Below are 12,936 nucleotides of genomic sequence, written 5' to 3' on the forward strand. Positions count from 1 at the left end.
TCGCTGCCGGGGTTACTTCTTCAGCTTGAGGGTGAAGGACCAGACGGCGAGGGGCTTCTGGTCCTTGCTGAGCTGGATGAAGGCGAGCTTCTTGGACTCGGGGGCCTCGCCCTGGCCGCCGGTCGCGAAGACGTCGGCGCCGGGGAAGGAACGGTAGGTGTTGTCGGACGGCTCGGTGATCGGCTGGCCGTCCAGCACCGCCTGCCACTGCTTGCCGCCCTCGACGACCTCGGGCTCGACGCCCAGGCGCAGCGTGTCGCCGCGGCCGTACTCGATGGTCTTGCCGGACTTGATGCTGGAGAGGCACTCCTGCACCTTCTCCGTGGTGAGCTCCTGCGCGTCCTTGGCCTTGGTGCACTTGGCCTCGGACGAGACGGACGAGCTGCCGACCGTCACGGTCGCGAGCGGCGTCGGCTTGTCGCAGGCGGAGAGGACGAGGAGTCCGGCGGACACGGCTGCGAGAGCCGCGACGCTGCGGCGGCCCTTACCCGAGATAAGCGGTGCGGTCATGAGCCGAAGGCTATCGCTCACGCCGTTTCCCTTGGTGGCGGGGGTGGCCAACCCGCCCACGCGTCGCACGACTGCCGCGCCGGTCCCGGGTGCCGTGCGGCGCGATACGGGTTGCCGTGCGGCGCGATGGCCGGGTGCGGCTGCGGTTCCGGGCCGCTGGCCGCGGTGGTGCCGGCCTGCCGCCGCGGCGCGGTGCCGGGTGTGGTCGCCGGGTCGGGGGCGCGGCGTCTCGTGGGGTTGGCGGGCGGGCCTGGTCGTGGACCTCCTCGACGCCGGCCCAGCCGCTGCCCCCGCCCGCCTCACGCCACCCGTGACCGGGGTGGGGCGCCGTGGCGCGGCGTCGAGAGGGCGCCCCGGTACGCCATGACCGTGCCCGCGGCGACCAGCGTGGCGGCGACGGACATGCCCAGGACGCCGTTCAGCGGGAGGGAGATGCCGATGGCGCCGCCGACCACCCAGGCCATCTGGAGCAGCGTTTCCGAGCGGGCGAAGGCCGAGGTGCGCACCTCCTCCGGCACGTCCCGCTGGATCATCGCGTCCAGCGACAGCTTGGCGAGCGCCTGGCAGAAGCCGGCCGTGGCGCCCAGTACGGCCATCAGCAGCCCGGAGAAGAACAGCGCGGCCACGATCGCCGCGGCCAGCGTCAGGGTCAGCACCGCGGCCACGATCGCCTCCGGCGCACGGGCCCGCAGCCACGCCCCCGCCGCCGTGCCGCACGCGTTGCCCACCCCGGCCGACACGCCCACGATGCCCAGCGACACCGCCGCGCTCTGCCCCGACAGCGGGTGCTCCCGCAGCAGGAAGGCCAGGAAGAAGATCAGGAACCCGGACAGCGCACGCATCGCCGCGTTGGCCCACAGCCCGCACAGCACCGGCCTGCTCACCGTCCGCAGCCCCGGCCGCCTGGTCCGCTCCCGGCGGGCCTCGTGCGTCGAGAGCCGGGCCCGGCGCTCACCCTTGGCCGAGTCCACCTGGTGCGGCAGCCGGAAGGCGAAGAACGTGCCGCCGAGGAAGACCGCGCACGCCCCGTACAGCGGCCACTCGGGCCCCACCAGGTGCAGCAGCGCGCCGACGGGCGCCGCCGCGCCGGTGGCCAGCAGCCCGGCCAGCGTCACCCGGGAGTTCGCCTTGACCAGCGAGAACCCCTTGGGCAGCAGCCGCGGCACCACCGCGCTGCGCACCACGCCGTACGCCTTGGACGCCACCAGCACGCCCAGCGCCGCCGGATAGAGCCGCAGGCCGCCGGTCACCACGGCCCCCGACATGATCACCGCCAGCACGGCGCGGGCGAACATCGCGCCCGCCATGGCCGCCCGGCGGCCGTGCGGCAGCCGGTCCAGCAGGGGCCCGATCACCGGCGCCAGCAGGGTGAAGGGCGCCATGGTGATCAGCAGGTACAGGGCCACGCGGCCGCGTGCCTCGTCCGTGGGGACCGAGAAGAACACGGTGGACGCCAGCGCCACCGTGATCATCATGTCCCCGGCGCCGTTCACGGCGTGCAGTTCGATCAGCTTGCCCAGGCCCGATTCGCCCGCGCCGTGCGCGTGCGTGGCCCGCCGGATGCCCCGCGCGGGCAGGTGGAGGGCACGCCCGACCGCCCGTCCGGCCCTGCGGGCCCGGCCCGAGCCGTCGTCGGAGGACCGTGCGGCTGCCACCCGGCCATAGTGCCCCACGGCACCTCCGTGAAGCCCGGTGACGGAGTCCCCGGCGCGTTCCGGCGGTGTTCCGGCGGCGTCACGGGTTCGCTTCGCTGTCCGCGAATCGGACGTGCAGGTGGGCCCAGGGCTGGGAAGGAGGTAGCGTGCGTAGCGCGCCACCGGCGGTCGCTCTTGGCCGCGCGCCTCTCCGCGATCCCGCAGAATGGTTCGCAGTAGGTGCGCCCGAGGCCGATCGGGCGCGGACGTCGACGCGGCCCTCTGGTCCGCTCCGCCCGCGCCCCGTACGGATCAGGACCGGCGGTTGTCACGGACGAACGGCGCACTCGTGAGACGGCGTAGGAGAGAACGAGACAGTGAGTGCTGCGACGACGCGAAGCCGTACCCCCGACCGCCTGTGCGCCGAGGCGGTAGAACTCGCCCGAGCGGCGGCGGAGGAAGCCGCCGCCCCCGGCTCGGTGGGTGAGCACGTCTCGGTGGTCGCGGAGGGCGACCGCGTCGTCACGCACTTCTTCGCGTGCACGGACGCGGGCTACCGCGGCTGGCGCTGGGCCGTGACGGTGGCCCGCGCGTCCCGTGCCAAGGTCGTCACCCTCGACGAAACGGTGCTCCTCCCCGGCCCCGACGCGCTGCTCGCGCCCGAGTGGGTGCCGTGGAGCGAGCGGCTGCGCCCGGGCGACATGGGCCCCGGCGACCTGCTGCCCACCGAGGCGGACGACCTGCGCCTGGAGCCCGGCTACTCCGGCGAGGACGCGCCCCCGCCGAACTCCGTGGTCTCCGAGGAGGTCAGGGACCTCGCCGACGCCGAGGACGTGGCCTTCACCGACCGCGTGACGGTGCCGGAGCGCGGCTCGATCACCTCGGTCGCCGAGGAGCTGGGCATGCGCCGGGCCCGCGTGCTCTCGCGGTACGGGCTGCACACCGCGGCCGACCGCTGGGACGAGGCCTTCGGCGCCAAGACCCCGATGGCGCAGGCGGCCCCCGCCTCCTGCGTGTCCTGCGGGTTCCTGATGAAGATCGGCGGCTCGCTGGGCCAGGCCTTCGGCGTGTGCGCCAACGAGTTCGGGCCCGCCGACGGCCGCCTGGTCTCCCTCTCGTACGGCTGCGGCGGGCACTCCGAGGCCGCCGTCATGCCGAAGCCGCCGCGGCCCGCGCCGCCGGTCCTCGACTCGATGGCGGTGGACGAGTTCCCGCTGCGCCCGGACGCCGGGAGCGGCTCCGTGCCGGTCGCCGAGCTGCCGGAACAGGACCTGGGCCACTCGTAACGGACCCTCACCGGCCGTGCCGGCACCGCCCATCGGACGCCGCCGGCCACCCCCGGCCCGGGGTGCCCGCGGGCGCGCGGTGCCCCGTACGCGGACCCAGCGGCCCGAACCTGCGGGCCGCGGTGCCCCGTACGGGGACCAGCAGCCTGAACCTGCGGGGTTCCCCCAGGGCGCCGGGACGCGGCCGGTGCGCGGCGCGGTACCTTCTGGCCCTGGAACGGCAACGGGCGGGAAGCAGGAGGCAGCGGCGTGAGCGGACGAGCGACGGCGGCTCAGGGCGGCGTGGACCCCTTCGGGACCGCGCGGCTGCGGCGCGGGGTACTCGACGCCTGGGGTGCGAGCCCCGCCCGGTTCCGGGAGGACGCCAACGCCGAGGAGGACCTCGCACTCGGCGGCTACCGCGACCGGCTGGTCGTCGAACTCGCCCAGAACGCCGCCGACGCCGCCGCGCGGGCCGGCGTACCCGGCCGGCTCCGGCTCACCCTGCGCTCCGGCGTGCTCGCCGTCGCCAACACCGGCGCGCCCCTCGACGCCACCGGCGTCGAATCCCTCAGCACCCTGCGCGCCTCCGCCAAGCGCGGCACCGGCGACAGCGTCGGACGCTTCGGCGTCGGCTTCGCCGCCGTCCTCGCCGTCAGCGACGAGCCGGCCGTCCTCGGCCGGCACGGCGGCGTCCGCTGGTCCCTGGCCGAGGCCCGCGAACTCGCCCACCAGGCCGCCCAGGGCAGCCCCGGCCTCGGCGACGAACTCCGCCGCCGCGACGGCCACGTACCGCTGCTGCGCCTCCCGCTGCCCGCCGAGGGCACCGCCCCCGAGGGCTACGACACGGTCGTGGTCCTCCCGTTGCGCGACGGCGTCGCCGAGGACCTCGTGGACCGCCTGCTGGCCGGCATCGACGACGCGCTGCTGCTCACCCTGCCCGGCCTCCAGGACGTGGTCGTCGAGACCCCCGCGGGCACCCGCACCCTGCGCCGCCGAGAGGTGGGCGAGTACACCGTCATCGACGACAGCGAGGGCGGCTCCACCCGCTGGCGCACCGTCCGCCACTCCGGCCCCGTCGAGCCGGCGCTGCTCGCCGACCGGCCCGTCGAGGAGCGGCTGCGGCCCCACTGGACCGTCTCCTGGGCCGTGCCCGTGGACGCCGAGGGCGCGCCCGTGCGCCCCTCCACCGCGCCCGTCGTGCACGCCCCCACCCCCACCGACGAGCCGCTCGGCATCCCCGCGCTGCTCATCGCCTCCCTCCCGCTCGACACCGCCCGCCGCCACCCCGCGCCCGGTCCGCTGACCGACTTCCTCGTCGAGCGCGCGGCCGACGCGTACGCCGAACTCCTGGCAGCCTGGCACCCGGTGAGCACCGGCCTCGTCGACCTGGTGCCCGGCCCGCTCGGCAAGGGCGAGCTGGACGGAGCCCTGCGCGCCGCGGTGATCCGGCGGCTGCCCCGCACCGCGTTCCTGGCCCCCGCCGTGCCCTCCGAGGAGCTGACCGCGCTGCGGCCCTTCGAGGCCGAGGTGGTCGAGGGCGCGGGCGCCGACACCGTGCGCGTGCTCGCCGAGGTGCTGCCGACGCTGCTGCCCGCCGGCCTGGAACGCCGTACGGAGCTGCGTACGCTCGGCGTGGGCCGGCTGCCGCTCGGTGACGCCATCGAGCGCATCGCGGGCGTGGAGCGCGCGCCGTCCTGGTGGTACCGGCTGTACGACACGCTGGCCGGCGTGGACCCGGACCGGCTCTCCGGCCTGCCCGTACCGCTGGCCACCGGTCCCGACGAGGCGCGGCAGGACCCGCTGGACGGCCTCGGCGAGCTCGCCGTGGCCACGGGCGACCCGGGCGTCGACGGTCTGGGCGCGGAGCTGCCCGACGGCGCGCCCGGCGTCCGCACCACCATCGGCCCCCGGCACGTGCTGCTGCCCGGCCCGGACACCCCCGCGAACCTGACGCGGCTGGGCCTGAAGGTGGCCCACCCCGAGGCCGCCCACCCGCTGCTGGAGAAGCTGGGCGCGCTGCCCGCCACGCCCCGCGCGGTGCTGACCACCCCGCAGGTGCGGGCCGCGGTGGCCGCCTCCCTGGACGCGGACGAGATCTGGGACGAGGACGCGCTGGACGCGGAGGAGCTGGCCGAGGTGGTGCTCGGGCTGGTCCGCGACGCCGGGCTCGAACCGGGCGACGAGCCGTGGCTGGGCGCCCTCGCGCTGCCGGACGAGGACGGCGAGCCGGCCCCGGCCGCGGAACTGGTGCTGCCCGGCTCGCCGTTCGCCCGCGTGATGCGGGAGGGCGAGCTCGCGCTGGTCGACGCGGAGCTGGCCGAGCGGTGGGGCGAGCAGCCCCTCACGGCCTGCGGGGTGCTGGCCAACTTCCAGCTGGTGCGGGCCACCGACGTGGTGCTGGACCCGGACGAACTGGAGCCCCGCGAGGGTGACTTCCCCGAGCCGGACGACGCCGGGCTGCTGGACGCCGTCGACGTGTGGTGCGAGGACCTGCTCGACCAGCTGCCGGACACGCCGGTGCCGCCGGTGGCCACGGAGATCGTGGCGGTGCGCGACCTGGACCTGGTCGACGACGACGCCTGGCCGCAGGCGCTGGCCCTGCTCGCGCAGCCGCCGCTGCGCGACGCGCTGACCCAGCCGGTGCGGGTGCTGCTGCCCGACGGCACCACGCAGACCGTGCGCCCGTACACCGCCTGGTGGCTGCGGGACCACCCGGTGCTCGACGGCCGCCGCCCGGCCGGTCTGCGGGCCGCCGGGGGCGACCCGCTGCTGGAGGGGCTCTACACCTCCGCCGACGCCACCGGCTTCGAGGACGAGCAGGTGCTGCGCGCCCTGGGGGTACGCACCTCCGTGGCCGCCCTGCTCGACGAGCCCGGCGGTGCCGCCGAGCTGCTGGGCCGGCTGGCCGACCCGAACCGTACGGTGACGGCCCGTCAGCTCCATGCCCTGTACGGGGCGCTGGCCGACCTGGACCCCGAACAGGTGACGCTGCCGGACGAGCTGCGGGCCGTGGTCGACGGCGAGGTGCGGGTGGTGGACGCCGCCGACGCGGTGGTCGCGGACGCGCCGGACCTGCTGCCGCTGGCCGGTGACCTCCCGCTGCTGCCGGTGTCCCCGTCGGCCGCCGCCGACCTGGCCGACCTGCTCCAGGTGCGGCGCCTGTCGGAGATCCTGCCCGCGCTGGTGGCGACCGACGGCGAGGAGCGCCGGGTGCCGGAGTCGGTGCGGGTGCTGCTGGGGCCGGCGACCCCGGAGTCGTACGTCGAGCACGAGGAGCTGGTCGCGGGCGGCACCGAGCTGGACTGGCGGCGCACCCCGGACGGCGTCCTGCACGCGGCCACCCTGGAGGGCGTGGCGGCGGGCCTGGCCTGGGCGGCCGGCCAGTGGCCCCGCCGCTTCGAGGTCGCGGCCCTCCTGGAGGACCCGTCCCGCACGGAGGAACTGGCCCGCGACCGCTGGTTCGACTGACCTACCGGGTGCTGCAGCCCTTCCGTCCGTTGGGGCCCTCGTCCACGAGTTGCGCTCCTTCCGGAAGGGTGACGGCGGGTCCGCCGAAGGCCCGGAACTCGATGGTTTCCCGTGGGCGGCGCTGGTGTACGCGGACCAGTTGCCCGTGGGCGTCCAGCCAGGCGTCGAGGTGGATCCGCCGGTCAGGGCTGCCGGGGACCTTGGGAGGCTCGGGGGCCGGCCTCGGAGAGGTCAGACAGGGGAAGGTCTTCCGCAGCAGAGCGCCGAAGGGCTCGGGTTCGACGACCACCGAGTAGCGCATGGCGGGCCGCCCGCCCACGCTCTCGGGCCCCACCCGCTTCGGGTCACCGCTCACCAGCAGGGCGCTGAGCAGCGCGGGCGCGGACACCAGGGAGGCCGCCCCGTTCTCCCACTCGGACTCGAGGCTGCCGTTGAACCCGGGGGGTACGTAGGGGTGGTAGTACACGTCGTTGTCGATGCGCCAGCGCGACATGCTCGGCAGGGCCAGGGCTTCGTGCGGGCTCTTCCACGACATCCGGCCGGTTTCGGTTCGGCGGACGTCCCCGTAGAAGGGACTTTCGGCGCTGACCACGACCTCGGCCGCGCCGGCGGCCAGCGCGCGTTCCGCCGCTTCCTTCAGCACCTGCGCAGGGTCCCCCGCGTGGGCCTCCAGCAGCCGCTCCACCCGCGCCTCGTCCACGGCCTCCGGCACGAAAACCACCCCGGCCGCCGTCATGCCCAGCACGGCCACCGGCACCCAGATCCGCCAGTACCTCTTCGCCACCGGTCCCCCTCGTGATCCCCACCCTGTGCAGGATCCGGATCGTAGATCACGAGTGGCCGGGCGCGACCGGCTAGGCGTCGAAGTCGTACTCGAGGACGTACGACGCCGAGTCGAGAGCCATCTGGTTGATCTCGACGACCCGGCCGCCCTCCGCGAAGGCGGTGCGCACGATGAGGACCACCGGCGTACCCATGGAGAGCGAGAGGCGATCGGCCTCGTCGGCGGACGGCATCCGGCATCGGATTTCCTCGCGGAAATGGACCGGCTTGAAGCCCAGGTCCGCGAGGCGGGCGTACGTGCCGCCCGGGCCCGTCTCCTCTTGGGTGATCGCCGATCCCGCGACGATGTCGGACGGCAGGTACGAGGTCGCGATCAGGACCGGCTTGCCGTCGAGGACGAACCTCCGGCTCCGTACCCACACCGCAGACCCGGAGGCCAGGCCGAGGGCTCCCGCGATCCGGTCGTCTGCGGACTCCTCGCCGACCTCGATCTGGTCCACGACCAGGGTCCGGTCCTCGATGTCGGCCGACCAGATCGACTTGCCGGAGCCCCACTGGTCCTGCGCGAGTCGCTGCAGGCCGCGCCGTCGCAGCGGCCGGAACGCTCGGACGAACACGCCGGCTCCTTTGCGGGCCTCGGCGAGCCCCTCGTTCTGGAGCACGCTCAGGGCCTGGCGGGCCGTCATCCGTGCGACCTCGTAGGTGGCCATGAGGTCGTTCTCTCCCGGAAGCCGGTCACCGGGGCCGTACTCGCCTGCCTGGATCGCCGCCTTCAGCGCATCTGCGATCCGCTGGTACTTCGGCCGGCTGCCGTTGCCCTGGTTGGCCATGCGTTGATCACTCCTCCGCTTCTCTAGACGCCCGAGGCGTCGGTGGGGCTGGGCCGGTTGGGGCCGCTGCCCCGCTTCTGGCGCACGTCGTGCAGGTTGAGGGTCAGGCCGGGCAGCGTCACGGGCGCCGCGTGGAGCGTGGCGCCCGAGCCGTTGGCGAAGAAGACCGCCTCGCCGTTGGGCAGCGTGTACCAGGCGTCGGCGGTGACACGGGCCGCGGTGGGCTCGTCCACGTTCACGGCGGCGGGATGGGCGAGGTCCGCGTCGAGGGTGACGGTGGTGGCGGCGGTGCCGACGCTGAAGGTCTTGGGCAGGAAGCGGGCCTGCGGGCCGGAGGCGTCGTATCCGGCGTAGTTGCCGATGGTGAGGTAGTTGCCGGTGGGGAGTTCGGCGGTGCCGAAGTCCTCGCCCTCGGGGACCGTGACCTCGTACGCCTTCCAGGTCGCCCGGTCCCAGACGCGTATCTCGGGCGCGACGTGGTCCACGTGCGTGAGCTGGATCTTCACCGGGTACCCGGCGGTGGGGGCGGCGCCGGCCTGCGGCACACCCACCCCGCCGAGCAGCAGGGCGGCGCCGCCCAGCACTGCCGCCGCCCTGGTCCGTCTGTGACTTCTGCTGCTGTCCGCCATGGTCTCGCGCCCCCTGTGTCTCGTTGCGGCGCGGCACAGCGTAGGGCCTCGGCCCGGGTGGGGCCGAGGCCCTGGGAAGGGGCTGGTACGGGATCAGTACACGTCGATGGTGTACGCGCCCGTGTCCGCGAGGGCGAGGCCCGCGGCGCCGTCGTAGCGCAGCCGCAGCTGGCCGTCCTCGGTGGCGGTGCGGGGGAAGCTCACCCTGCCGTCGGTGCCGGTCTTGGCGGTGGCCACGGTGGTCCAGGTGCTGCTGCCGGCCTTCTTCCACTCCAGGCGCACGGTGGCGTCCGGCAGCACCAGGTTCTTGCCGCTGATCCAGCTGAGGACGCGCAGCTGCGGCTTGAGGGTGTACGTGCTGCCCTTGGGCAGGCTCATCGGCGGCCAGTCCGGGCTGATGGTGGTCGTGCGCCGGAGGTCGGCCGTGCCGGCCTTGGTGACCAGGACGCGGCCGGAGCCGTCCTTCGAGTGGGCCCAGGCGGTGACCGACCAGAGGCCGGCGAGGCTGTTGCGGCCGAGTTCGTCGACGGGGCGGACCGCGACCTGCGCCGTGCAGGTGGCGGTGGTGGCCGTCGCGGGGGTGCAGGCGGCGTTCCAGTACTGCGGGACCACGCCGTCGGGACGGTCGTAGGTGCCGTGGTGGAAGTACGCGCCGGCGGCGGCGACGCCGGCCGGGTCGGTGACCGTGAAGCGGACCTTGACGGTGGCGTCGGGGGAGAGGTCGGGCGCGTACGGGTGGCCGTCGTTGACCACCACGTCGCTGATCCGGGTGTCGCCGACGCGCTCCCCGGTGGCGGCGGCCGGGCCGGCGAAGGCGCGGATCACGGTCTGCGAGACGGTGCCGCCGGAGCTGTCGGTGCCGGTGGTCCGCAGGCTGACGAAGGAGGCGTCGGCCGGGACGGTGAAGCTCGCGCTGCCGGTGGCGCCGGAGGCGGTCAGGGCCGGGGCGGTCCAGGTCACGCCGTTGTCCGTGGAGAACTCCAGGGACGTGAGGGTGGCCGTGGTGCCGGCCCGCCGGGGCTTCAGGGTGGCGCTGACGGTCACCGGGTCCGTGCCGGCCTGGTTGCGCCAGTCCAGTCCGGTGACCTTGTACGCGGGGTCGGTGACCGGCAGGCCGGACTGGGCGTTCAGGGCGGCCCCGGTCATCGTCCAGTCGGTCCAGACGCGGCTGGAGAGCCGGCTCTGGGCGCCGTGCCGGGTGGCCGACACCCGGACCGTGTACGTCGGGTGGCCGGTCGGGACGTCCGCCTGCCAGGTGCCGGAGTCCTGGACCGGCGAGGTGGCCAGCGTGGTGCCGCCCGTGCGGATCCGGAACTGGAGGCTCGCGGCGTCGTCCTTGCCGAGGTTCCCGGCGGCGTCGGAGTGCAGTGCGCTCTCGCTGAACCTGAACGTGCCGCCCTGGTAGGTGGAGTTGTAGCGCACCCGGGGCGTGAAGGGCGCGGCGCCGACGATCTCGACGGGGTGCGTGCCCTGGGCCAGGGTGCGGGGCTTCAGGTCCAGGCGGTGGGTGCTGCCGTACGTCAGGGCGCGCTGGAAGGCGATGCCCGGCGTGACGTACTCGGTGATCTTCGACGGGACGCCCACGGGGCTGCCGATGAACATGCCGCCGATGTTCAGGCCCATGTCGGCGTAACTGTCCAGCCAGCCGACGGAGTTGCCGTCTTGCGCGCGCAGGGAGGTCTGGGTGGTGGCCAGGTTCGCCTTGAGGACCTGGGCGACCGGGGTGGCGGGGACGCCGCCCGTGAACCGGTGCACCAGGTCGTAGCGGTACGGGCTGGGCAGGTTGCCCGTCGATCCGGCCTTCTCCAGGACCTCGTGGAGGTTGAGCTTCAGGCCGGGGAGGGCGATGGGGTTGACGTACACCTTCTCGCCCCAGCCGCCGACGAAGCCGGTCGAGCTGCCGTTGGGCAGGGTGTACGAGATCTCGGCGCTGGACCGGGCCGCGGTGGTGTCGTCCACCGCGATCCGGGTCTCCTTGGACGTCTTGGCGTCCAGGAGGACCGTCTGGGCGGTGGAGCCGACCGTGAAGGTCTTCGCCAGGAAGTGGCTCGGCAGGCCCCAGTTGGAGTACAGGCCGACGGTCACGTAGTCGCCCGGCGGGAGCGACACCGTCCCCCAGTCGTCCCACTGCTCCTCGGCCACGTCGTAGTACGTCCAGGTGCTGCGGTTCCAGACGTGGATCGACGGGCCCCAGTGGTCCGCGTTGACCAGGTCGATCTTGACCTTCTGGGCTGCGGTGGCGGCGTACGCGGCACGGGCCGGGGCCGACGAGGCCGGTGCGGTGACCGCGGTGGTGTCCGTCGCGAGGGTCGTGGTGGCCAGGGGGGCCTTCCCGCCGACCGGACGGATCTCCACGCGGCCGGGCGTGGACAGGTAGCCGTAGCTGCCGGGCCGCTCGCCGTTCCGGCCGGTGACGCGGAAGGCTCCGGCGCGGCCCGGGACCCGCTCGACGCGGTCGCCGTTGGCCAGGGTGGCGCCCCCGGCGGCCGCGGTTCCGGCGCCCGGCGCGGTCGCGGTGGCCGGATTCGGTACGGCGCCGGCCGACGGCACCAGCAGGCCGGCCGCCAGCAGGGCGGCGGACAGGACGCCGGTCGCGGCGCGCCGCCGGTCGGCGGCCCCGCCGACCAGCGGGTTCTTGAAGTGCATGGACCCCCCTCGGGATGAATGGAGGTCAGCGTAGATCCGGCCGCCGAGGGCCCCGCCGGGGCCCCCACTCGCTGACCGGTGCATGCCGGTTGGGCAGGGAAGTGGCCGGAATTTTCCTCTCCGTGCACAACCATTCGCGATCTTGCACGGTCGTACCTCCCGTCCGGTCAGTCATGTTCCGTTCGGGGGAGTTCCGATCATGCGTTTCCGCGCCGCAGCCGTCGCCACCACGGCCGCCCTGGCCCTGTCCGCCCTCTGCGTGCCCGCCGCGGATGCCGCCGGTGCCGCGGCTGCCGCGGGTACGGGTCCGGTCGCGTTCAGCGCCGTGTCCACCAACAAGCGCTGGATGCCGGTCAAGCCGGTCACGCCCAACACGGTGAAGGTGTCGTACACGATCAGGCACGCGGCGGACGTGCCGCTGTCCGACATCCACGCGGACGTCCTGCTCGCCAAGGCCGAGTTCTACGGCGGCAAGACGATCGCACCCCGCCAGGCGCCGGTGTGCGTCGCGGCCGACCGCACCTCGGCCGTCTGCGAGGTCGTCATCACCGTGGACCCGCGCACCGACCTCAAGAACGCCGACTCCCAGTCCCCCTGGGAGCTCACCGGCCGAGCCTGGCGCAAGTCCCGGCCCGCCGAGGTCTTCACGACCCCGCTCAGCGGCAACGTCTACACCCCGCGCGCCGCGTACCTGCCGATGGACGCCGGACCGGAGCCGGTGGTGAAGGGGCAGGTCCTCACGGTCAGGGGGACGGTGCAGCGGGCCAACTGGGAGACCGGCGACTACCGCAACTACAACGGCGCCGTGGGCATGGGCCTGTGGTTCCGCAAGAAGGGCGGCACCGTCCAGAGCTACGTCACGGGTGTCGAGACCGACGGCAAGGGCAACTTCACCAAGCGCCTCCTCGCGAGCGAGGACGGCTACTGGCAGTGGAAGATCCAGGGCAACGCGACCACCAACCGCACGGTCTCCCGCGAGGACTACGTCGACGTCCGCTAAACCCCTGGACCTCGTGTGGACCTCCCGCGAGCCGGTACCGGCCCGCGTACAACCATTCCGGCCGAGAACGCGTCGTAGCAGTCGGCCGGACAGCGCACGTCCGGACGGCGCACGGCCACTCCGAACGGGTCCGGCGCGTGCGGAACGGGCTCCCACGGGGGTGGGGCC

Annotated in this window: 9 protein-coding genes; 3 read left to right on the plus strand and 6 right to left on the minus strand. The window is 74.4% G+C overall.

The genetic code is table 11. The annotated features are described in order from the left end of the window. Window positions 1-12: 12 nt before the first annotated feature. Together ACIQUR_RS05020 and ACIQUR_RS05025 are read right to left on the minus strand one after the other, a co-directional pair. On the minus strand, window positions 13-510 hold the full coding sequence (locus ACIQUR_RS05020; RefSeq protein WP_403658431.1) for a DUF2771 domain-containing protein: 498 nt from the start codon (window positions 508-510) through the stop codon (window positions 13-15). A 299-nt stretch (window positions 511-809) separates the two neighbouring features. Then, window positions 810-2,165: an MFS transporter gene (locus ACIQUR_RS05025; RefSeq protein ID WP_403658434.1), complete on the minus strand. Its 1,356-nt coding sequence runs from the start codon at window positions 2,163-2,165 to the stop codon at window positions 810-812. 356 nt (window positions 2,166-2,521) lie between these two features. Here ACIQUR_RS05025 and ACIQUR_RS05030 point away from each other — a divergent pair, with 356 nt between their 5' ends. Next, a complete protein-coding gene (locus ACIQUR_RS05030) occupies window positions 2,522-3,430 on the plus strand; it encodes a DUF3027 domain-containing protein (protein ID WP_403658437.1) in 909 nt (302 codons plus the stop codon). 249 nt (window positions 3,431-3,679) lie between these two features. Beyond that, window positions 3,680-6,880 carry a sacsin N-terminal ATP-binding-like domain-containing protein gene (locus ACIQUR_RS05035; protein ID WP_403658440.1) on the plus strand — a complete coding sequence of 1,067 codons (3,201 nt, stop codon included), beginning with the start codon at window positions 3,680-3,682 and terminating at the stop codon, window positions 6,878-6,880. A gap of 1 nt (window position 6,881) precedes the next feature. Here ACIQUR_RS05035 and ACIQUR_RS05040 read toward each other — a convergent pair whose 3' ends face one another. The 4 genes from ACIQUR_RS05040 to ACIQUR_RS05055 form a co-directional block, all read right to left on the minus strand. Next, window positions 6,882-7,664: a hypothetical protein gene (locus ACIQUR_RS05040; RefSeq protein WP_403658443.1), complete on the minus strand. Its 783-nt coding sequence runs from the start codon at window positions 7,662-7,664 to the stop codon at window positions 6,882-6,884. Window positions 7,665-7,734: 70 nt separating this feature from the next. Continuing rightward, a complete protein-coding gene (locus ACIQUR_RS05045; RefSeq protein WP_403658446.1) occupies window positions 7,735-8,493 on the minus strand; it encodes a GntR family transcriptional regulator in 759 nt (252 codons plus the stop codon). Between the two features lie 23 nt (window positions 8,494-8,516). Beyond that, window positions 8,517-9,122, minus strand: coding sequence for a hypothetical protein (locus ACIQUR_RS05050; protein WP_403658449.1), 606 nt, complete (start codon window positions 9,120-9,122; stop codon window positions 8,517-8,519). Between the two features lie 93 nt (window positions 9,123-9,215). After that, window positions 9,216-11,768, minus strand: coding sequence for a hypothetical protein (locus tag ACIQUR_RS05055; protein WP_403658451.1), 2,553 nt, complete (start codon window positions 11,766-11,768; stop codon window positions 9,216-9,218). Between the two features lie 199 nt (window positions 11,769-11,967). Here ACIQUR_RS05055 and ACIQUR_RS05060 point away from each other — a divergent pair, with 199 nt between their 5' ends. Continuing rightward, a complete protein-coding gene (locus ACIQUR_RS05060) occupies window positions 11,968-12,768 on the plus strand; it encodes a hypothetical protein (RefSeq protein WP_403658453.1) in 801 nt (266 codons plus the stop codon). Window positions 12,769-12,936: the final 168 nt, after the last annotated feature.

The organism is Streptomyces sp. NPDC101132, from assembly GCF_044759225.1.
Lineage (GTDB): Bacteria > Actinomycetota > Actinomycetes > Streptomycetales > Streptomycetaceae > Streptomyces.